This is a genomic window from Flavobacterium sp. 316, from assembly GCF_000967805.1.
Classification (GTDB): Bacteria; Bacteroidota; Bacteroidia; order Flavobacteriales; family Flavobacteriaceae; genus Flavobacterium; species Flavobacterium sediminilitoris.
This window is the reverse complement of sequence record NZ_JYGZ01000001.1, coordinates 281,036-303,303: the sequence shown is the minus strand read 5'-3', so window position 1 is coordinate 303,303 and position 22,268 is coordinate 281,036. Positions and strand designations below refer to the sequence as shown.

The following is a 22,268-nucleotide window of genomic DNA, read 5'->3' as shown; positions in this document are numbered from 1 at the left end:
TATTTTAAAAGTTTTGAGTTGTTATTGTTTTTTTTTAAATACATTCGAATATTAAAAAAGATGCTGAAACAAGTTCAGCATGAAATTCTTTTAGTATTCAAAAGTTCCGTATTCACTATTTATAGTCAATTTTTTCTCATTTGAAGCTTCAACTCTTCCTACAATTTGAGCTTCTATATTAAATGATTTAGAAATTTCAATGATGTCAGTTGCTATGTCAGCAGGAACATAAATTTCCATACGATGACCACAATTGAATACTTGATACATTTCTTTCCAATTGGTTTTCGATTGTTCTTGTATTAACTTAAATAATGGTGGTACAGGAAATAAATTATCTTTTATAACATGAACATTATCTACAAAATGAAGTACTTTTGTTTGTGCTCCACCACTACAATGTACCATTCCATGAATCTTATCTGATTTATATTTTGATAAAATTTTCTTAATTACTGGTGCATAGGTTCTTGTAGGTGACAATACTAATTTTCCTGCATCGATTGGGCTATTTTCCACTACATCGGTTAATTGGGCTTCACCCGAATATACTAATTCATTAGGAACAGATGCATCATAGCTTTCAGGATATTTTTCGGCTAAATATTTAGCAAATACATCATGACGAGCAGAGGTTAATCCGTTGCTTCCCATTCCTCCATTATATTCCTTTTCATAGGTAGCTTGTCCGTAAGAGGCTAAACCTACAATTACATCTCCTGCTTGAATGTTTGCATTATCGATAACATCGGTACGTTTTATTCTTGCTGTAACAGTAGAATCTACAATTATTGTTCTTACTAAATCACCTACATCGGCTGTTTCTCCTCCTGTTGAATGAATAGTTACACCATGTTGTTTTAAATCTGAGATTAATTCTTCTGTTCCATTAATAATTGCTGACAAAACTTCCGCAGGAATAACACTTTTATTTCTTCCAATTGTTGAAGAAAGTAAAATATTATCTGTTGCTCCTACACATAATAAATCGTCAATATTCATGATTAATGCATCTTGCGCAATTCCTTTCCAAACCGAAATATCACCTGTTTCTTTCCAATACATGTACGCTAATGCTGATTTTGTACCAGCACCATCTGCGTGCATAATAATACAGTAATCCTCGTCATTTGTTAAGTAATCAGGAATGATTTTACAGAATGCTTTTGGGAACAATCCTTTGTCAATGTTTTTGATGGCATTATGCACATCTTCCTTAGAAGCAGAAACTCCTCTAAGATTGTAGCGTTGGCTCGTTTCAGAACTCATTGAAAGTAGTGTTGTTTTAAACTGAAATTCTTCAGTTTGTAGTTGTTGTGCAAAGATAGTTTTTTAAATCAAAACTTAGAAATTTGAAATTAGAAAACTGTTTAAATTTTTACTTTAAAGACTCCTCCAACTAATTCTGAGTCATTATCAGGAAATAAAATATTAGTGAAACTAAATGAAGTATAGCATTCTTCCTGTTTAGATTCTACATTATATTTTAAGTTTACTTCTTTTATTAGCATTGTAGTTTGATTATTCAACGTAATCTTAACATCAATATTATTAGCATTAATTGTTGTTTTAGGATAGAGTTGAATTGTGTTAATTCCTTCAATAAAATTATAAGGTACTTCGTTTCCTATTACATCTGTTATTTTAATATCGCTTTCTGCAAATGTTTCGTTTTCAAAAACATTTTCATTTGTTGTCTCATCTATAATTTCGACAAAAAAAGTAGCTGGAACTGGATGTTTTCCTTCCAAACATTTATCTGAACAACTTAAAAAAAGTATGCTTATTAATGTTATACAAAATATTTTTTTCATAATTATTTTCTTATAATTTCTATTTCTACTCTTCTATTTGCTGCTGCTTGTTCTTCATTTTTTTCAGGAATTGGATACATAGGTTGAGTGACTCCAAATCCTGTAACTAATATTCTTTGTTGTGATACTCCTTTGACAACTAAAAATCGCCTTACTTGTTTGGCTCTTTCTAATGATAGGTTCCTTCTGTCTTCATCTACACAACAAATATGTCCTTGTATCTGTATTTTTAAACTTGGATTGTTTTGCATTACAAATAATAAATCATATAGTGCTGCATTTGACTCTTGTGTAATTGCAAATGTATTTTGATAAAAATTGATGTTTTTTAAAATTATTTTATCTCCTACTTTTGCATGCTTTACTTTTTCATGAAGTGGTGCATTTTCATCAACAACTATTGCAACTGTATCTATTTCTTTTTCTTCAATTCCTAGGATTTCGTTTTCTTTATGCAGATCTTCTTCAAGAATATAATAAATAGTAGCTTTTCTGTTTTCTGCTTTATTTCCTGAATGGGCAAATTTTTCTCCAAAACTTCTTGTTTTAAAGTCTTCTCTTATTTGAACTTCTTTCTTTATAAAATTATGGATAAAACTGACTCTTTTTTGTGCTAAACTATCATTATAACTAGAAGATCCTACTTCATCTGTGTAACCGTTTATAGCTACAATTTTTGATGTTTTATTTTTTGCAATCCAATCTTTTAGTTTTATTTCTTCTTGAGTTGTTAAATCATACTTATCACTTTCAAAAAATACAGAAAATTGCTCTTGTGCAAAAAGTGTATTAATAAGAAGTATAAATATTATTAAAAAGCGAACTCTCATAATTGTATTTTTTTACGAAGTAACAACTTTTAAATTATATATAAAAGTGTGCTAAAGTGTAAAAATATAAAAAACGTGGTTATTTTTTAGAATATACACGTTTGTTTTTAATTGATTTTATTTTTTTATTTCCAATCAGGCATAGTTACATTATCAATATAGAGGTAGGCTCTTTGGTGTTACTTGAATTTATAATCCCTAAATTTTTATAAAAGTTAAAAACCTATTCATAACGAATAGGTTTTTAATATTTTTTGAAGAACTATCTAAGTTTTTTTTGAAAACATATACTGTTTTCAATTCCTTTGTATTGTCCGTAATTAGGAATTACTTGATAATTGTTTTTATGATAGAATTGTATTGCTTCTATTTGTCTTATTCCTGTTTCTAAGATACATTTATTATAAGATAATTCGAAAGCCCATTTTTCTAATTCATTAATAATCATTTTAGCAAATCCTTTTTTCCTTGCTTCTGTTTTTGTGAACATTCTTTTTATTTCCATAGTTTGTTTATCAAACGGTTTTATTGCACCGCAAGCAACAGCTATGTTGTTTTCAAATAGGACAATTACATTATTTATTGTGTCTATTTTATTAAACTGATCATAAAAATCATGTTCTTCCCCGTCTTTTTCAGCAAGATACACGTCTAATAATTGTACTAATGCTATGAAATTAGTATTCTTAGAGTCTGTTCTTACAATTTCAATCATTTATTATTATCTTACAAATAATAATTCTCTGTATTTTACTAAAGTCCACATTTCGTCATCAATAAGTAGTTCTAACTTGTCTGCGTGATAACGAATTTCTTCAAAATATGGTTTTACTTTATTACAATATGCTTCTGCCATTTTCACTGCGTCTGAAATATTATTTGCTTTCTTACGCTCTTCTATCATTGCTTCTACTTTTGTATTAATTCCTTCAATGTGTTCTGAAATTTCTTTAATTAAAGTGATTTGTTCTTTTCCGATTTTTTCAAATTCTTTTCCGAAAATTTCTTTTAGTCCTTTTACGTTTTCAATTAATGTGTTTTGGTAACGAATTGCTGTTGGAACTACATGATTGCGAGCAATATCTCCTAAAACTCTTCCTTCAATTTGAATTTTTTTAGTATATTCTTCTAATTCTATTTCGTAGCGAGCTTCTACCTCAACATGGTTCATTATTTCTAATTCCTCAAACAATTCAATTGCTTTTTTAGAAACTTTAGCTTTTAATGCTTCTGGAGTCGTTTTATGGTTGCTTAATCCACGTTTTTTAGCTTCTTTTTCCCAAGCTTCACTATATCCATCTCCTTCAAAAAGGATATTTTTCGTTTGTTTTATATATTCTCTTAATACATTAAAGATTGCTTCGTCTTTCTTTAATTCTTTTGTATCAATTAATGTGTCTACTTCTTTTTTAAAGTCTCTTAATTGTTTTGCTACAATTGCATTTAATGTTGTCATTGAAGTAGCACAATTCGCTGTTGATCCTACTGCTCTAAATTCAAATTTATTTCCTGTAAATGCAAAAGGTGATGTTCTGTTTCTATCTGTATTATCTAATAAGACATCTGGTAGTTTTCCTACTACATTTAATTTTAAGTCTGTTTTTTCTTCTGGTGATAATTTTCCTTTTGTTACACCTTCTAGTTCTGCTAATACTTTTGTTAATTGTTGTCCGATGAATACCGAAATAATTGCTGGTGGTGCTTCATTTGCTCCTAAACGGTGATCATTACTTGCTGATGCAATTGATGCACGCATTAGTTCTTCGTAATCATGAACGGCTTTAATGGTATTAATAAAGAATGTTAGAAATTGTAAGTTACTCATAGGAGTTTTTCCTGGTGATAATAAGTTTACTCCTGTATCGGTTGCTAGTGACCAGTTATTATGTTTTCCTGATCCGTTTACTCCTTTAAATGGTTTTTCATGAAATAGTACTTTATAATCGTGACGTTCTGCTACTTTTTGCATTACATCCATTAATAAAGAGTTGTGATCTACCGCTAAGTTTGTTTCTTCAAAAATTGGTGCTAATTCAAATTGACTTGGCGCAACTTCATTGTGACGTGTTTTTACTGGAATACCTAATAGCATACATTCGTTTTCTAAATCTCGCATATATGTTAGCACTCTTGAAGGAATTGATCCAAAGTAATGATCGTCTAATTGTTGTCCTTTTGCCGCTGTGTGTCCCAAAAGTGTTCTTCCTGTAGCTAATAAATCCGGTCTAGCGTTCGCCAATGCTCTATCAACTAGGAAATATTCCTGTTCCCAACCTAATGTTGGTGTAATTTTTTTTACGTTTTTGTCAAAGTATTTTGCTACTTCGGTTGCAGCATGATCGATAGCTTGTAATGCTTTTAATAGTGGTGTTTTATTATCTAATGCTTCTCCTGTATAAGAAACGAAGATTGTAGGAATACATAAAGTGGTTCCGTATATAAAAGCTGGAGATGTAGGATCCCAAGCTGTGTATCCTCTTGCTTCAAATGTGTTTCTAATTCCTCCATTTGGAAATGAAGATGCATCTGGTTCTTGTTGTACTAATTGACTTCCTCCAAATTTTTCTACTGGATCAGATCCATCAAATGAGGTTTCAAAAAAGGCATCGTGTTTTTCTGCTGTTGTCCCTGTTAATGGTTGAAACCAGTGTGTATAATGGGTTACTCCTTTATTTAATGCCCATTCTTTCATTCCCATTGCAACATATTCCGCTATATTACGATCAATTTTTGTCCCTAACTGAATTGCATTCTGTACTGCTTTATAAGCATCTGGTGTTAAAAATTGGCGCATTGATTTATCATTAAAAACATTGCTTCCAAAAATGATAGATTTTTTTTCTAGTTTTTCAACAACTACTGGTTTTCTACCTGCTGTTTCTTTTAATGCATTAAAACGAAATGTTGACATAAAGTTGTGTTTTAAAAGTTATACCCCTTGTTTTACGATGCAAATATATTTATTTTTTATTACATTTTAAAAGTAACCCCTAAAAAAATAGGGCTAATCACAAAATAAAAACTTTTACTAAGCTTTTTTGAGAAATAAAACTAAAAATAAGTTGTTTAGCTTTCTATTTTGTGGTCTTTTTTTATCTTTGATATATGAAGACATCTTATTTACACATGATCATGTTAGGTTGTACTCCAAAAAGTAGATTAACGGAACAACATGATATTTTTTTTGGCATTGGTACTACTCTAGTTGAATTAAAGGAAGATATGGTCGATTTTTGGCCTGAAGCTAATGGTAAGATTCATGTTGATGCTTGGCAAAAAGTAACTAGTGTAGATGAGTATTCTATTGAAGTTATTGCTAGAAATGAAAAAAATGAGCAAGAAGAGAAGCTTTTCTTTTTGAATTTAGGCGGTTATAAAGAAAATGAATTTGAAGAATATCATTATAAAGTTTTAACTGTTGCTAAAAGTAAGGCTGAAGCTATAAAAAAAGCTAAACAAACTGCTTTTTATAAGCATTATGATTTTAAAGGGGCTGTTTCTCACATTGACGATCAATATGGTGTTGATGTTGATGATATTCACAATATTGAAGATATTTTATTACCAAAATTTAAATCTTTATATCAATTAAGAATCACAAAACAAAATGATTTAATTACTGATGAGAAACACATTGGTTATTTAAAATTTGATAAAATAAAATAGTCCTGAAAAATTTCAGGACTATTTCTAATTATTATTAATAGTGTATTTTTATTCTTTTAATCTAATTTTAGTTCTATTTTTATCATCAATATTGTAATAGTTTAGAACTTCATTATAGTTGCTTAAGTCAACTGGGCTAGCTGCTTTATTTGCAAAAGCAGCTGGAATAACTACTACTCTAAAAATTTGATCTTGTGTCCAAACAGATGGCACAGTATCTAATGAAAAATTAGAATCCATTATTACACTTGCACTAAGAGTTGTAAATTGAAAATTATAATCAATTTCCAAATTCCCATCATAATAAGTTTGAGGCATTAATCTCCATACATCTTGACCATTAACAATGTCATACAAATGATAAACTAATACCATATCAGAATTAAAAATTTGATAAGGATAATTAAGAGAAACACTATAATTATTCCCGTTATTGAAATCAACATTTTCGTATTCAAACACTTCACTAATGGTATCATTATCAAAGTTATCATCTACAATTACTTCTTCTTTAACACAACTTTGTAGCGTAATCATTCCGATTAAAGCTAGAATTAAGGTCACTTTTTTCATATCTTTTTTTATTTTTATTTTCTATATAAAGATAAACAATAGTCGTGCCAATATTTTAGTTTATTTATTTTTTTAACAAAATCCTGCTGCTGAACATATTTCATTTGCTACTACTGATGCTCCAAAAGCAATTGAATTTACTGCTACTCTAATGCATTGAAGTGCTAATGCTGGTGATATTCCTAATGCTGATGCTAATGAGCCTACAATGCTTGAAGTAACTGCTATTTCTGCTAATGCTACAGCACTCATTACTACTAAAACTCCTGCTGTTGCATAAGCAACTGATTTACAAGCCAAGCAACTTAATCCGTAAGTGGATACATTAGATGAGCTAATACTCATTTGCCCTAAAGATTCATTTAGAAATGTTTCAAATCCTTTATTATTTACTAAAGTTGGTAATCCCATTTTATAAAAGTTTTGGTTTGAAAAATTATTTACTGAGATAGATTCTCTTGTAAATATTTCTTGATTTGAAAAATATTCTTTAACTCTTTCTACTGCTGGAATATTAGTTTCTTCTGAATAATTTCCTTGAACAGTTATGTTTTCAGAATGGGTAAGTTCTTCTTTTCCATCAAACTTACTTCCTAGCGCATTTAAAGCTACCATAATACTATTTACAATTCCTTCCCAATGTGCTGTTTCTAAGCCTCCTGGCCAAAAGGTAGGATCTATTCCTCCGTTTTTTGTTCCTATATAATGATTTGCTAGCATAATTGTAATGGTTCCATCTGCATTGAATATTTGGTCTTTTATCCAGTGTAGTGCAATATTAGTAAGTGGTCCTAAAGCTAAACCTAAACCTCCTGTTGCAGTTCCTACAGCTGCTCCAAGTGCTGTTGATACTTGGTCAATTATAACATCTAATCCTTTTGAGGTGTTTCCTGTGAATTCTTTCCCTATTGTAAGGACTACAAATTTTTCTGTATATGTTTGTTCTCCATTAAAATAGGAAACTGTATATTTAAATGGTTTTGACACATATCCTGTTAATCCTTTTATAATGTCGTTTAAATTTTCTTTATTTTCCATGATTTTTAGTTTTAGTTTTCCTACTCGTTTGGCTTTTCGGTTACGCCTTGTTTTTATTCTGGTTTCTAATCTCCATTTTAATTTGTTTATTGGTTAGCTAACTACATGGTAAAATTCTTTATTTATATTCATAAAAAAATCCCCAACAATGGGGATTTTTTATGCTTAACAGGTTTTTAATCTGTTTTTTTAATACTATTATTTTATGTTTATTTTTCTGATTGTGCCAAAGCTTTATTTGATTGAGCCACTGTCTTATCTTGTTGAGACATTGCTTTGTTTGGTTAGGATACTATTTTATTTATTTGGTTTTATACTTTTTATTATATAGTGTTTAAGAGGTTAAAAGTCGTATTTTCTTTCAATTGCAAATCGGATTAAATCGGTTTTTCCGTAAATATTCATTTTTTTTAAAATGTTTTTTCTATGTGTGTCTATTGTGCTTTTGGCAACAAATAGTATGTCGGCTATTTCTTGTGATGTTTTTCCTTCTCCTACTAATCTAAGTATTTCTTTTTCTCTTGTGCTTAGAATGATTTCTTCTTTGGTTGTGGTGTCTTTTGTAATTATAGCATCATCATAGAATGGAGTGTTCTTGGCTACGCTTTTTATTGCTTCTACTAGTTTTTTTAGGGATGAATTTTTCATGATATATCCTATTGCTCCTGCATTTTTCATTTGTTCAATTGCTTCATCTTGGTCAAACATGCTAAAGGCTATTATGTTTATATTTGGAAATTCTTTTTTAATTATTCGAGTTGCTGTAATGCCATCGCATTTGGGCATTCTTATATCGGTTACAACAATGTCGGTTTTTTTATTTTTAACTAGTTCTATTAGCATTTCTCCATCTAATGCTTCTCCTATTACTGTTATGTCTTCTTCATATTCTAATGCTAGTTTTATTCCATCTATTAGAGCTTGATGATCTTCTGCTATAACTATTCGTATCATATTGGTAAGTCTATTATTATGGTTGTTCCTTTTGAAATTTTACTATCAATTGTAAATACTCCATTTAATTGTTCTATTTTTCTTTCTATATTTTTTAGTCCTATTCCTCCATTTTTATTTATATTTTCAGGATTAAAGCCGCAACCGTTGTCTTCAATCATTATATTAATTTCTTTTTTATTGTATTGATTTAGATAAATATTTACTTCTGTTGCTTTTGCGTGTTTTATGCTATTTGCGGATAGTTCTTGGATGATTCTAAATAGTAGTACTTCTATAGTGTTGTCTATTCTTTCATTTAGTCCGGATGGGATAACATTAAAAATAATTTTGTTTGGAATGGACATTTTTTCTGCCATTTTTTTTACTGATGCCAATAATCCTTCTCTTCCTATTACTCCGCTATTTTTTAGGTGGGCTATATTTCTAACTTCTTGATATGTTTCGTTTATTATTTCATTTGTTTTTGAGTATAATGCTTTGTCTGTTATTTGTTGGTTTTGTATGGTTTCAAAGTTTATTTTTAAGGTTGCTAATAGACTTCCTAAGTTATCGTGTAGTTCATCTGCTATTTTTTGTCTTTCTTTTTCTTGAACTTCTAGCATTTTGTCAATTTCGTTAAGTTGGTTTTCTTTTAGTCTATTTTCTAATAGGTTTACTTCGATTGTTTTTTGTTGTTCTATTATTTTCTTTTTATTTATGATATTTTTAAATGATAATAATCCTATGAGAATGGATAATAATAGGAGTGTTACAATGATTATAATTGTTATTTTACTTTTGAAGTTTATTTTTTTTAGTGCTTTATTTTCTTTTTCTTTTTCAATTGTTTTGTATTTGGTATCTATTTCAATAATGGCTTTATTTTGTTCTTTCTCGCCTAAAATATCTTGATATACTTTTTGTTTTTCGAGGTATTCTATTGCTTTTTTATAGTCTCCATTTTCTTTGTATGCATTTGCTAAGAATCCGTATATTATTTCTTTGTTTTTGTTTTTAAATTCTTTTACTGGAATTGAATCGGCTTTGTGAAAGCTTTCTATTGCTTTTTCGAATTGTTTTTTTTTGGTAAAAACGACTCCTCTGTTTATGTAGATATATGATTTGTATTCATTTAATGTCTCTTTTTCATAAATTCTCATTGCTTTATCATAGAAAAAGAGGGCTGAATCTAATTTTAATATTTTATCTGAAGCGTATGTTGCTCCGATGTTTTGCATGATTCTTGCACTATAAATAGTGTTTTTTTGTTTGCTATTTTCATGTAGTGCTTTAAAGAAGTATTGTATTGATAATTCTGGGTTTGAGGTGTAAAATGATTTTCCTAATTGCATGTATGCTTCGCTTAGTCTTTTTGAATCATTTGTTTTTTCTGCGTAGTCTAAGAATTCTTTGATATATAAATTGTAGTCTATTTTATTATTGTTTATGGCTAATAATAATGAAACCATTTCAATGTTTATTGTGGCTACTTTGGCTAAACTATCTAATTCTAAATAGTTTTTTTTAGATTTTAAATAGTTTTCATATGCTAGATTATCTTCGTTTATGAGTTTAAAGTAATTGGCTTTTAAATAATTGAAAGTTGCTTTTTGATGTTTATTTAAGGGGATTTTTTCTATTTTTTCAATATTATTTTTTGACGATTCTATGTCTGCTTTGTTTATATTCTCTTTTAGTTTATTTAGTTCTAAATTTTGACTAAACGAAAAAGCAACAATTAAGATTGCTGCTATGGTTAATAGTGTTTTATTTGTGTTTATTATAAGCATCCTTCAAATGTTAATACGCCTCCATTTCCTACTTTTGGTTCTTCTATTAATCCAAAATCGGGAAATTTTGGCAAGCTTTCTTGGAATATTTTTAGTTCTTTTTCAGAGCCATAAAATTCTTCATCATGAAAACACATAAAATAAATGATGTCATCTTTTTCTAATTTTGAAAAGTCTTTCCCATTGTTAAATGGTTTTAGATCGTCTAACTTAATAAGGTTTTTATCTACTTGTATTTTTCCTAGTGGTGAATTTGAATCTCTCAAATCTTTGTTTGATCCTCCTTCTATAATTAAGATTCCTAAAATTCCGTAATGTTTATCATTTGAAATGTTATAATACTTTATGTATTTATACTGTCCGTTTTCTAATGTTTCTGGAAGTGCTGTTCTTACTTCAACTGTTTTTATATCGTTGTTGAAGTTTATTTTTCCGCAAGATTCATACGTTTTCATGTTTTATATTTTTTGATTTCTATAGTGCTAATTTAACACTCTAAAATAAGAATAAAATACCTAACAATGGGGATTTTAAGTATCTGTTTTACGTTTAACTAATTCTTTTTCAAAACTTAAAGAATATAAATTGTTATAGTGTATTTATTATCAAAAAAAACCGTTGGGTGTAATTATTTTTTGATGATTTTTTTTGTTAGTTCGAGTGTTTTTCGATAGAAAATCGTATCGAGAACAAGAAAAATTTCATTAAAAACGGTTCTCGATACATTTTTTGTTCTGTTTTACTGCACAAAAAACACTCAAACTACCGTTTTTAATAATTGCACCCAACGGGTTCAAAATAATATTTTCTGAATAAAAAAAGCCCAATACTAGAAATAAAAATCTAGTATTGGGCTTACTTTATTAACTATTTAAAAAGGTGATTTATTCTATTATTAGCTTTTTTATCACGAATTTGTCTATAGTATTAATGTTTACAAAATATAATCCAGATGTAAAACTAGATGTATTTACTTCAAATGTATTTATTAGGTTTTTATCTTTAGTATAGTACACTAATTTACCTGATGCATCATATATTTTTATGGTTACATTTTCGTTTTCATTCCATTTTAAGTTTACCTTGTTAGTTGCTGGATTTGGGAATAGTGTTATTGTGTTTAATGCATCAAAGTTATCAATACTCAATGCTGTTTCAAAAAGATTTGATTTCCATAATCCTCTTCCAAATGTTCCTGCATATATTTTATTATTTGCTGTGTTTATTTCTAATTCGCTAATTTGTACATTAGGTAAATTGTTGCTAAAAGGTTGCCATTCTGCTAAAGGATCTGCCGTTGCAATATAAAATACACCGTAATTCATTCCTACATATAAGCCTTCTTGTTGATAATTTGTCCATACTAAGGCTAAGGCACTGAAGTTTGGTAAGTTCTTTAAATAGCTTGTCCAGTTTGTTCCTCCATCTGTACTGATATATACTTTCTGATTTCCTGTTGTTGCTATTGCTATTTTGTTAGCGTCTGTAGGATGTATTGCTATTGAATTAATGCTTCCTGCGAAACCGTTTAATGCAACCCAGTTTGTTGCTCCTCCATCAATAGTTTTATATAATGAACCACCTATTGCAACAAACATAATATTGTTATTTGATGGTGCAATTTTTAAATGGTCTAAATTTCCTGCGAATAGTTGAGAAATCGATACCCAGCTATTGCCTCCATTTGTAGATTTATATACTTTATCGTATCCAGAGTATATTGTGTTTTGTACAATTGGGTCTTGTTCAAAAGGAGTAATCCAATTTCCCGATTTATCTTCTGGAGAGGCTAATCCGAAATAAGATGTTCCTTGATTTGTTGATTTGTATAAAGATCCTTGTTGAGTGGTTCCGTATAAGATATTACTATTATTCTTATCCACGAAAGATTCCATTCCGTCTGCTCCTAACCAATCTTTCCAATTTCCTAAACTATTATAAACTGATGATCCATTATCTTGTGATCCTGCACTTATTACTTCAGGGCTTGTTTGACTAACTCCAATTTTGTAAAACTGTTTGATTCCTAGTCCTGTTGATAAATCTGTAAAATAATTGCTATTTACCACTAATGGATTTTCTGCTACAAAGATACCTCCATCGCTTCCAACATATAGTTTTTCTCCTACATATTCCATTATATCAATATCTGCATGACAATATCCTATATTTTGATTTGCAGCGTCTTGAGGAACCCATTGTGATGTAATACTAAAATTTTGACCTCCATTTGTAGATCTCCAAGATAAAATACCTGCTATATGTACATCATTAGCGTCATTAGGATTTACTGCTATATCCATGTCTCTTGGTGCTTGTCCTCTATCGTCATCTGCTAGAGAACTATAACCAAAATAATTTTTGTTACCATGATTTAATTTAACAAATGTATCTCCACTATTTATAGATTTGTAAAATGCTCCAAATTTTCCATTTTTAGCTTCTAGGATATATACTATATTAGGATCATTAGGTGAAACTCCCATCATTTTTGGTCCAGTTGAAAGTGGTAAATTTGACTCAAAACCATTTTCAAAAAGTGTTCCTAATGTTACATCAACAATACTTATATCATCTAGCGTTACTCCTCTACCATAATTTGATTTTCCTTCAAGAGCAACATAGTATTCCGAAGACTGATTTGGTAAATCTATGGTAATATCTTGCCATGTACTTGCTTCTGTAGTATAAGTTGCTAATACTGTCCAAGTTCCTCCTACAGATGTTTTATATAAAACTCTTAACTCATCTATATCGTCATCCCAATTTACATTAGTATAAGAAAACTTAAGTTTTGGAGCTGTAGCTCCTGTTAAATTTACTGCTGGAGGAATTAAACGTGTTACTGGATTAGTAAAATCCGTTATATAAAATAATCCTAAACCATTTCCTGTTTTTGGTGTTACACTATTATCTAAATTTGAAGTAGCAAATTGCCAACTCGTTGCTCCAGATACATATTGTTGTTGATAAACACTTAATACATCATCTTCTGTTGTAAAAGTTACTCCTCCATCTATAGATTTAAAGAATTTACTCCCTGTTGCATAAATAATATTTGTATTTCCTGGTTTAAATTCTACATCATATCCGTTAGTCGCCAAAGGGTGAATTATTGTCCAATTTACTCCCGAATCAGTTGACTTATAGATTCCTCCTCCTTGAACACTACAAAACATTTTTGTGGCATCTGTAGGGTCTATCAATATTTTATTAACATTACCTGAACCTGTGTCTGATAATAAAGTCCATGTGCTTCCTGAATCTGTAGAAGTAAAAATAGTTCCGTTTGAAGATCCCCAAAAATAATTAGTATTATCTAAAGGGTTAATTGTTAAAGAGGAAACGATTAGATTAGACATGTTATCTGTTAAAACAGTCCAGTTTGCTCCTCCATCTATTGTTTTCCATACTCCTCCAGAAGCTCCTCCTACAATAATATGGTTTGCATTATTGCTTTCTACACTAACTGAAGTAATTCTTCCAACTCCTGGATTCCATCCACTAGTATCATCCCAATATGTTGGGCCTAGTTCTTCCCAACCTCCTTGATTGTTTCTTGCTAAAACATTGTTGTTGTTTCTGTATCTATTATACCTTTCTAATTCGCTATAATAAAAATCTGGCGATTTAAGGTGTCCACTCTCGTCCATATTTCTTAATGCGTTGTATTCCCATCTTTTATAGGGTTTATATCCTTTTCCTCTTTCTTTTCCTACAATTGCAAAATGTTCTTCTGCTTTGGCTTGAATTTCTTGAACTGAATACGTTGATTTTATTATCATCTCTTTATATTCCTGAGACCAAGTGGGAAAGGTAAAACAGATGATAAATAGTAAACTAATGTAATAATGTTTCATTTTAAATAGTATTTGGTTAGGGCTTAATTTATTTTTAAAGAAACAAATTTAACCTTTTTTTAACATATAAAGAAAAATCATTTATATTTCTACTTCTACTTATTTTTTGATCATCAAAAAACATGGTTTTGTTGAGTTAACATTAAGTTTACTTTTTAATATTAACGAAACTAAATAGTAATGTTTTCTATATGAAATAATGATTTTTAATTAACCTGCTTACCCTGTTTTAGAAAGTAAGTTTGTAGGATAAACTATTAACATTTTATCCATGAAGTTAAAAATTACTTTTGTATTACTAATCTTTATTTCTCATTTAGTTAGTGCTCAACTTTCAAATGCTGGAGATATTGCATTTATAGGTTTTAATGCTGATGGCGATGATGATATTGCATTTGTTACTTTTAAAGATATTCCTGCAAATTCTACGATTATTTTTTGTGATTCTGAATGGAACGGAACTAGCTTTGGAACAGATGAAGGCGATTTTACTTGGTCTTCTGGAGCAAATAGTATTCCTGCTGGAACGGTTATAAGTATTAATAATATTAGTGCTTCTATTTTGCCTTCTATAGGATCTATTACAGTTAATAATGCTGGTGGAATCTCTGCTACAGCAGATGCTATGTTTGCCTTTTTAGGTACTTCTCCAAGAACGGTAACTACACTGTTAGCTGCTATATCTAATTCATCAACTGGTTTTGGTGATTTAACAAATTCTGGATTAACAATTGGTTCAACAGCTATTTTATTACCTGAAGGAACTGATATAGCTAATTATAATGGTCCAAGAACTGGACTTGCAATGCATGACTATCTAACAGCTATAAATACGATGTCTAATTGGCAAATAGAAAATACAGGTGCTAATGATAGTAATAATGGCACAATTCCCGATTTGCCTTTTAATTCAACAACATTTAATTCAACTGCTTCAGATATATCTTTTTCTACGGAGTTTTCAATTATAGATGAAAGTAATGCTGGTGTTGATGTTGTTATTACATTAACGAATCCGTCAACTGGAACAACTGCTGTAGATGTAATGGTTTCAACAGTATTAGGAACAGCTGCAAATGGTTCTCAATATGTATTTACAAATGAAACGGTTTCTTTTCCTGTAAATTCAACACAACAAACAATTACAATTCCGATAACAAATGACGCTTCTTTTAATGGAGATTCTTATTTTGTCCTAGAGTTAGCAAATGCTGTTGATGGAACTATATCTGGTATTTCTCAAAAAACTATCTATATTTTAGATGATGAAGAGTCTGTTCCTTCTACTTCTACTTCTTTAGATATTAACTACTTATCAAGTTATTTAGTTGATGCGACTGGTTCGGCTGAAATTGTTGCTCATGATCCTGTTTCTCAACGATTATTTGTGATGAATTCTACTGCTTCTAAAATTGAGGTTTTAGATTTTTCAAATGTTTCTGCTATTACGTCTATTCAATCAATCGATTTATCAAGTTATGGAATTGGTGGAACTAGCGTTGCAGTAAAAAACGGTATTGTTGCTGCAACTGTTGAAAGTGCCAATTTTGCCAATGGAAAAGTGATTTTCATGGACATTAATGGAACCATTGGTTCTGTAGTAGAAGTGGGTGTTTTACCTGATATGATTACTTTTTCTCCTGATGGTACAAAGGTTTTAACAGCTAATGAAGGACAACCAAATGATGATTATACAATAGATCCAGAAGGAAGTATTTCGATTATTGATATTTCTTCTGGATTCAATGCTATCCAACAATCTAATGTAACGACATTGAATTTTAATGCTTTTGATAGTCAATTAGCTTCTTTAAAAACAGCAGGTGTTAGAATTTATGGTGTTAATGCTTCTGTTTCAAAAGATGTAGAACCTGAATATATTACTATTGCTGATGATGGTTTAACTGCTTGGGTTACTTTACAAGAAAACAATGCTTTGGCTATTATAAATTTAGTAACAAATGAAATTACTGATATCATTCCTCTCGGATTAAAAGATCATGCTATTTCTGGTAATAAATTAGACACTTCCGATCAATTTGGTACTATTTTTATGAGTAACTGGCCAATAAAAGGTATGTATATGCCTGATGCTATTGCAAATTATACTGTAAATGGTACAACGTATTTAGTAACAGCTAATGAAGGTGATTCTAGAGATTATAATGGCTTATCTGAAGAAACAAGAATAAATAGTAATAGTTATGTTTTAGATGATACTGTTTTTCCTGATGCTTCTTTTTATAAAAACAATAAAAATTTAGGTCGATTAACCGTTACTAATGCTACTGGCGATACAGATGGAGATGGGGACTTTGATGAGATTCATGTTTTTGGAACGCGTTCTTTTAGTATTTGGAATGCTTCAACAGGTGCATTAGTCTATGATAGTGGTTCTGATTTTGAAAAAATTACGGCTGCTGATCCTATTTTTGGTTCTTTTTTCAATGCTAGTAATGATAATAATAACTTGAAAAATAGAAGTGATAATAAAGGTCCTGAACCAGAAGGAATCACAGTTGCTGAAATTAATGGAGCTACTTATGCATTCATCACTTTAGAAAGAATTGGCGGACTTATGACGTATGATATTACAAATCCAATGGCTCCAACATTTGTTTCATACAAAAATAGTAGAAGTACAACTGGTGTTGGTGGTGATCTAGGTCCGGAAGGAATTATTTACATTACTCCTGAAAACAGTCCAAACACTAAAGGATTAGTTATAATGGCAAATGAAGTGAGTGCTACTCTTAGTATTTATGAAATAACAAATGATGTTTTATCTAATCCATCATTTAGTCAAGAAAAAGGTTTTGTAGCTTATCCAAATCCTGTAAAAAATGGAATACTTCATTTTAACCAAACTGTTACTGTAGGTGTATTTGATAGTTTAGGAAGAAAAATAACTGAAAAAGAGAATACAAAATTATTAGAAATGAATTATCCAAAAGGGATATATTTCATTAAAACAAAAGAAGGAATCAGTCAAAAAGTAGTTGTTGAATAATAAAATGTGTTATTGTTGATTCCAAAAAGACCTTCCAAATTGGAAGGTCTTTTGATTTTACATAAAATTATACATAAATAAAATCAACAATATAAATCTTTAAATTTTTAATTATCAATAGGTTTAAATTGAACTCGTTAGGTATAATTAGTTTTTGATTAGCTTTTTTAGCCTAAAAGACATCTCCTGAACTGACATTTCTAATAATTACACCTAACAGCTTATAATTAATAGCTCTGAGATTATAATTAATATCTCTGAGATTATAATTAATATCTCTGAGGTTATATTTAATAGCTCTAAAATTATATTTAATACCTCTGAGATTATATTTAATAGCTTTTAGGTTATAACTAATATAGTTTAGCTATTAATCAAATAAAAAACCTTCCATTTCTGGAAGGTCTTTACTCTATTTTTTGTTCTATTTTCTACAAACTACATATTTCGTCTATACTGTCCTCCTACTTCAAATAATCCTGAAGTAATTTGACCTAGCGTACAGTATTTAGTAGCATCCATTAATAATTCAAAAATGTTTTGATTTTTAATAGCTGCTTCTTGCAATAAGTTAATTTGTTCTTTTACTTTATCAGCATTTCCTTTGTGAAGATTTTCTAATGTTTTTATTTGGAACAACTTTTCTTCTTCTGTTGCACGAATTACTTCTGCTGGAATAACTGTTGGTGAACCTTTAGAACTTAAGAAAGTATTCACACCAATGATTGGGAATTCACCTGTATGCTTCAACGTCTCATAATACAATGATTCTTCTTGGATTTTACTTCTTTGATACATGGTTTCCATTGCTCCAAGAACGCCTCCTCTTTCTGTAATTCTGTCAAATTCTGTTAAAACTGCTTCTTCTACTAAATCGGTTAATTCTTCAATAATAAATGAACCTTGAATTGGGTTTTCGTTTTTCGCTAATCCTAATTCTTTATTGATAATTAACTGAATTGCCATTGCTCTACGTACCGATTCTTCTGTTGGTGTTGTAATTGCTTCGTCATACGCATTTGTATGTAAAGAATTACAGTTATCGTAAATGGCATATAAAGCTTGTAATGTTGTACGAATATCATTAAAGTCAATTTCTTGTGCATGTAAAGAACGTCCTGATGTTTGAATATGGTATTTCAACATTTGCGCTCTTTCATTGGCTCCGTATTTTAATTTTAAGGCTTTTGCCCAAATTTTACGTGCTACACGACCAATTACTGCATATTCTGGATCAATTCCGTTTGAGAAAAAGAACGATAAATTAGGCCCGAAATCGTTGATGTTCATTCCTCTACTTAAGTAATATTCCACATAAGTGAAACCATTTGCTAAAGTAAAAGCCAATTGTGTAATAGGGTTTGCTCCTGCTTCTGCAATGTGATATCCTGAAATGGAAACGGAATAGAAATTACGAACATTTTCTTTAATGAAATATTCTTGAACATCTCCCATTAAACGCAAGGCAAATTCAGTAGAAAAAATACAAGTATTTTGCGCTTGATCTTCTTTTAGAATATCGGCCTGAACTGTTCCACGAACTTGTGCTAATGTTTTTATTTTAATATCATTATATACATCAGCTGGTAATACTTGATCACCTGTAACGCCTAACAACATTAATCCTAAACCATCGTTCCCTTCTGGTAAAGCTCCGTTATAAATAGGTCTTTCTGTACCTTTTGCTGCATAGATTGCTTTGATTTTTGCTTCAACCTCAGCTTCTAATTCATTTTCTTTAATATATTTTTCACAGTTTTGATCAATTGCAGCATTCATAAAGAAACCAAGCAACATAGGTGCTGGTCCATTAATCGTCATGGAAACCGAAGTGGCTGGATGACTTAAATCGAAACCAGAATATAATTTCTTAGCATCATCTAAACAGCAGATTGAAACTCCTGCATTTCCAATTTTACCATAGATATCGGGTCTATGATCTGGATCGTTTCCGTATAAGGTAACAGAATCAAATGCTGTTGATAAACGTTTTGCTGGCATTCCTAATGAAACATAGTGAAAACGTCTGTTTGTTCTTTCTGGACCTCCTTCTCCTGCAAACATACGTGTTGGATCTTCTCCTTCACGCTTAAATGGATACAATCCTGATGCAAAAGGGAATTCTCCTGGTACATTTTCTTGTAAATTCCAACGTAAAATATCACCCCAAGCTTGATACTTTGGTAAGGCAATTTTAGGAATTTGTGAATGTGAAAGTGATTCTGTATGGGTTTGAATTTTTATCTCCTTATCACGAACTTTAAAGCTGTAAATTGGATTTTTGTATTTGTTTACTTTTTCGTCCCAAGTTTGAATGATTAACCAATTGAATGGATCTAAGTTCATTTTTACTCGGTCAAATTCTTTTACTAATAATGAAACGAATTCTTTGTTTGAATCATTAATTTGCAAGGATTCTTCAATGATTCCAGCTTTGTCAATTTGAGGAAAGTTTCCTTGAACTGATTCAATTGTTTTGAAAATTCCGTATAATTTTTGTGCTACTTCAACTTGCGTTAAAACGGTTTCGTCATATTTACGATTGTTTTCTGCAATTTCAGATAAGTAACGTGTTCTATGAGGTGGAATCACAAAGATTTTTTCACTCATTTCACGCGTAATTTCAAATGTAGACTTTAAATCTGATTCTGTTTTTTCTACAATTTTGTCCATTATAGATTTGTACAACGTATTCATTCCTGGATCGTTGAATTGCGAAGCAATGGTTCCGAAAACAGGCATTTCATCTGGATTTACATCCCAAAGATTGTGATTGCGTTGGTATTGTTTTTTCACATCGCGAATAGCATCTAAAGCTCCTCGTTTGTCAAATTTGTTTAACGCTACTAAATCGGCAAAATCTAACATGTCGATTTTCTCTAATTGTGTTGCTGCACCAAATTCTGGTGTCATTACATATAAAGAAACATCAGAATGATCCATAATTTCAGTATCCGATTGACCAATTCCAGAAGTTTCTAATACAATTAAATCATATTTAGCTGCTTTTAATACTTGAATGGCTTCCGCTACATATTTTGATAAAGCTAAGTTAGATTGACGTGTAGCCAACGAACGCATATACACTCTAGAATTGTTAATGGCATTCATACGAATTCTATCTCCTAAAAGTGCTCCTCCTGTTTTACGTTTTGAAGGATCGACTGAAATTAATCCGATTGTTTTCTCTGGAAAATCGATTAAAAAACGACGTACTAATTCATCTACTAAAGATGATTTTCCTGCTCCACCTGTTCCTGTGATTCCAAGAACTGGAATTTTAGAGGTTTCGTTTTCTTTGTGTATTTTATCTAGTGTTTCTTTTGCTATTTCTGGGAAATTCTCGGCTGCTGAAATAACACGTGCAATTTCTCTTGGATTTTTATTTTCTAAATGATTTGCTTCTCCATTTAATACATTTCCAATAGGAAAATCAGAACGTTTTACTAAATCATTAATCATCCCTTGAAGTCCCATTGCACGGCCATCATCTGGAGAATATACTTTTTCTATTCCATAAGCATGTAGTTCTTCTATTTCTACAGGAAGAATTACTCCTCCACCACCTGCGAATATTTTAATATGACTTGCTCCTTTTTCGTTAAGTAAATCAAACATATATTTTAAATATTCTGTATGCCCTCCTTGATAAGAAGTCATTGCAATGGCATTCGCATCTTCTTGAATTGCTGTATTTACTACTTCTTCTACGCTTCTATCGTGTCCTAGATGAATTACTTCACAACCAGTAGATTGAATAATTCTTCTCATTATATTAATAGCTGCATCATGTCCGTCAAAGAGAGAAGCGGCAGTAACAATTCTTACTTTATTATTAGGAATATAAGGTTGTTGTTGTTCCATTTCTAATTATATATCAAATTATGTAGCGCAATTTACGAATTTAATAAATTTTCAACACGTTTATTTTGTAGATTTTATCTGTTTTTAAAAAAAGGCATTATCTTTGATCTCTTAGAAAGAAATATTAAAATATTATGAAGAAAATTGTATTAAGCGTTTTTGCTTTCACATTATTTAGTTGTGCTGAATTACAACAAGTTGTTGACCAATTACCTCAAGGTACTCCTGGATTAAGTCAATTAGATATTGCTAATGGATTGAAGGAAGCTTTGGACAAAGGAATTGATAAACAAGTATCTAAATTAACAGCTACTGATGGTTTTTTTAAAAATGAAGCGGTTAAAATATTACTTCCTGAGGAATTAAAAAAGGTAGATAAAGGATTGCGTGACATTGGTTTATCTAGTCTAGCAGATGAAGGATTAAAGGTTATTAATAGAGCTGCTGAAGATGCTGTAAAAGAGGCTACTCCTATTTTTGTTGACGCTGTGAAACAAATGACTTTTAATGATGCTAAAAATATTTTAATGGGTGATAATTCTGCGGCAACTAGTTATTTACAAAATTCTACTTCTACTGCTTTGTATGGAAAGTTTAATCCGGTGATTAAAAATTCGTTTGCTAAAGTAGGTGCTGATAAGGTGTGGACTAATATTATTACAAAGTATAATAGTATTCCTTTTGTAAGTAAAGTAAATCCTGATATTACAGATTATACTACTAATAAAGCAATGGAAGGTGTTTTTAAAATGATTGCTGTTGAAGAACAAAATATTAGAACTAATTTTAGCTCAAGAAGCTCTGATTTATTAAAGAAGGTTTTTGCTTTACAGGATAAAAAATAATAACGTTAAAAACTTTAATATACTATAACATATATATAACAA

15 protein-coding genes are annotated in these 22,268 nt (G+C 30.2%); 3 read left to right on the top strand and 12 right to left on the bottom strand.

All coding sequences use genetic code 11. The features are described from left to right. Nucleotides 1-90 precede the first annotated feature (90 nt). The 5 genes from SY27_RS01375 to SY27_RS01355 all read right to left on the bottom strand — a co-directional run bounded on the left by SY27_RS01375 (nt 91) and on the right by SY27_RS01355 (nt 5,555). Nucleotides 91-1,269 carry an AIR synthase related protein gene (locus tag SY27_RS01375; protein ID WP_045966712.1) on the bottom strand — a complete coding sequence of 393 codons (1,179 nt, stop codon included), beginning with the start codon at nt 1,267-1,269 and terminating at the stop codon, nt 91-93. Between the two features lie 101 nt (nt 1,270-1,370). Further along, nucleotides 1,371-1,814: a hypothetical protein gene (locus SY27_RS01370; protein ID WP_152640674.1), complete on the bottom strand. Its 444-nt coding sequence runs from the start codon at nt 1,812-1,814 to the stop codon at nt 1,371-1,373. A gap of 2 nt (nt 1,815-1,816) precedes the next feature. Then, nucleotides 1,817-2,644 carry an OmpA family protein gene (locus SY27_RS01365; protein ID WP_045966708.1) on the bottom strand — a complete coding sequence of 276 codons (828 nt, stop codon included), beginning with the start codon at nt 2,642-2,644 and terminating at the stop codon, nt 1,817-1,819. Nucleotides 2,645-2,906: 262 nt separating this feature from the next. Beyond that, nucleotides 2,907-3,359, bottom strand: a complete 453-nt coding sequence (locus SY27_RS01360) for a GNAT family N-acetyltransferase (protein WP_045966706.1) — start codon at nt 3,357-3,359, stop codon at nt 2,907-2,909. Between the two features lie 6 nt (nt 3,360-3,365). Then, entirely contained in the window at nt 3,366-5,555 is a 2,190-nt protein-coding gene (locus SY27_RS01355; protein WP_045966704.1) for a glutamine synthetase III, read from the bottom strand. Nucleotides 5,556-5,749: 194 nt separating this feature from the next. Here SY27_RS01355 and SY27_RS01350 point away from each other — a divergent pair, with 194 nt between their 5' ends. Continuing rightward, the gene (locus tag SY27_RS01350; RefSeq protein WP_045966702.1) at nt 5,750-6,310 is read left to right on the top strand and encodes a DUF1543 domain-containing protein; all 561 of its coding nucleotides are present in this window, start codon (nt 5,750-5,752) and stop codon (nt 6,308-6,310) included. Between the two features lie 48 nt (nt 6,311-6,358). On the opposite strand, the gene SY27_RS01345 is transcribed toward SY27_RS01350, so the two are convergent. The 6 genes from SY27_RS01345 to SY27_RS01320 all read right to left on the bottom strand — a co-directional run bounded on the left by SY27_RS01345 (nt 6,359) and on the right by SY27_RS01320 (nt 14,507). Next, nucleotides 6,359-6,883: a hypothetical protein gene (locus tag SY27_RS01345; RefSeq protein WP_045966701.1), complete on the bottom strand. Its 525-nt coding sequence runs from the start codon at nt 6,881-6,883 to the stop codon at nt 6,359-6,361. 72 nt (nt 6,884-6,955) lie between these two features. Next, a complete protein-coding gene (locus SY27_RS01340; protein ID WP_045966699.1) occupies nt 6,956-7,921 on the bottom strand; it encodes a hypothetical protein in 966 nt (321 codons plus the stop codon). Nucleotides 7,922-8,263: 342 nt separating this feature from the next. Then, complete coding sequence (locus SY27_RS01335) at nt 8,264-8,875, bottom strand: response regulator transcription factor (RefSeq protein WP_045966697.1); 612 nt, start codon at nt 8,873-8,875, stop codon at nt 8,264-8,266. Beyond that, a complete protein-coding gene (locus tag SY27_RS01330; protein ID WP_045966695.1) occupies nt 8,872-10,647 on the bottom strand; it encodes a sensor histidine kinase in 1,776 nt (591 codons plus the stop codon). The genes SY27_RS01335 and SY27_RS01330 overlap by 4 nt, the downstream gene beginning before the upstream one ends. Continuing rightward, nucleotides 10,638-11,102 carry a hypothetical protein gene (locus tag SY27_RS01325; RefSeq protein ID WP_045966693.1) on the bottom strand — a complete coding sequence of 155 codons (465 nt, stop codon included), beginning with the start codon at nt 11,100-11,102 and terminating at the stop codon, nt 10,638-10,640. The genes SY27_RS01330 and SY27_RS01325 overlap by 10 nt, the downstream gene beginning before the upstream one ends. A 429-nt stretch (nt 11,103-11,531) precedes the next feature. Beyond that, nucleotides 11,532-14,507: a T9SS type A sorting domain-containing protein gene (locus SY27_RS01320; protein WP_082084284.1), complete on the bottom strand. Its 2,976-nt coding sequence runs from the start codon at nt 14,505-14,507 to the stop codon at nt 11,532-11,534. Nucleotides 14,508-14,778: 271 nt separating this feature from the next. On the opposite strand from SY27_RS01320, the gene SY27_RS18055 reads away from it, so the two are divergent. Continuing rightward, the gene (locus SY27_RS18055; protein ID WP_052705060.1) at nt 14,779-17,517 is read left to right on the top strand and encodes a choice-of-anchor I family protein; all 2,739 of its coding nucleotides are present in this window, start codon (nt 14,779-14,781) and stop codon (nt 17,515-17,517) included. A gap of 438 nt (nt 17,518-17,955) precedes the next feature. Here the strand turns inward: SY27_RS18055 and SY27_RS01310 are convergent, their stop codons facing one another. Beyond that, entirely contained in the window at nt 17,956-21,381 is a 3,426-nt protein-coding gene (locus tag SY27_RS01310) for a methylmalonyl-CoA mutase family protein (protein ID WP_045966689.1), read from the bottom strand. Between the two features lie 134 nt (nt 21,382-21,515). Between SY27_RS01310 and SY27_RS01305 the strand changes: the two genes are divergently transcribed. Further along, entirely contained in the window at nt 21,516-22,226 is a 711-nt protein-coding gene (locus SY27_RS01305) for a DUF4197 domain-containing protein (protein ID WP_045966687.1), read from the top strand. Nucleotides 22,227-22,268: the final 42 nt, after the last annotated feature.

Bases quoted from the DNA above. Each gene is read 5' to 3' on its own strand.
- SY27_RS01375 (WP_045966712.1), bottom strand. From the start codon at position 1,269: ATGAGTTCTGAAACGAGCCAACGCTACAATCTTAGAGGAGTTTCTGCT.
- SY27_RS01370 (WP_152640674.1), bottom strand. From the start codon at position 1,814: ATGAAAAAAATATTTTGTATAACATTAATAAGCATACTTTTTTTAAGT.
- SY27_RS01365 (WP_045966708.1), bottom strand. From the start codon at position 2,644: ATGAGAGTTCGCTTTTTAATAATATTTATACTTCTTATTAATACACTT.
- SY27_RS01360 (WP_045966706.1), bottom strand. From the start codon at position 3,359: ATGATTGAAATTGTAAGAACAGACTCTAAGAATACTAATTTCATAGCA.
- SY27_RS01355 (WP_045966704.1), bottom strand. From the start codon at position 5,555: ATGTCAACATTTCGTTTTAATGCATTAAAAGAAACAGCAGGTAGAAAA.
- SY27_RS01350 (WP_045966702.1), top strand. From the start codon at position 5,750: ATGAAGACATCTTATTTACACATGATCATGTTAGGTTGTACTCCAAAA.
- SY27_RS01345 (WP_045966701.1), bottom strand. From the start codon at position 6,883: ATGAAAAAAGTGACCTTAATTCTAGCTTTAATCGGAATGATTACGCTA.
- SY27_RS01340 (WP_045966699.1), bottom strand. From the start codon at position 7,921: ATGGAAAATAAAGAAAATTTAAACGACATTATAAAAGGATTAACAGGA.
- SY27_RS01335 (WP_045966697.1), bottom strand. From the start codon at position 8,875: ATGATACGAATAGTTATAGCAGAAGATCATCAAGCTCTAATAGATGGA.
- SY27_RS01330 (WP_045966695.1), bottom strand. From the start codon at position 10,647: ATGCTTATAATAAACACAAATAAAACACTATTAACCATAGCAGCAATC.
- SY27_RS01325 (WP_045966693.1), bottom strand. From the start codon at position 11,102: ATGAAAACGTATGAATCTTGCGGAAAAATAAACTTCAACAACGATATA.
- SY27_RS01320 (WP_082084284.1), bottom strand. From the start codon at position 14,507: ATGAAACATTATTACATTAGTTTACTATTTATCATCTGTTTTACCTTT.
- SY27_RS18055 (WP_052705060.1), top strand. From the start codon at position 14,779: ATGAAGTTAAAAATTACTTTTGTATTACTAATCTTTATTTCTCATTTA.
- SY27_RS01310 (WP_045966689.1), bottom strand. From the start codon at position 21,381: ATGGAACAACAACAACCTTATATTCCTAATAATAAAGTAAGAATTGTT.
- SY27_RS01305 (WP_045966687.1), top strand. From the start codon at position 21,516: ATGAAGAAAATTGTATTAAGCGTTTTTGCTTTCACATTATTTAGTTGT.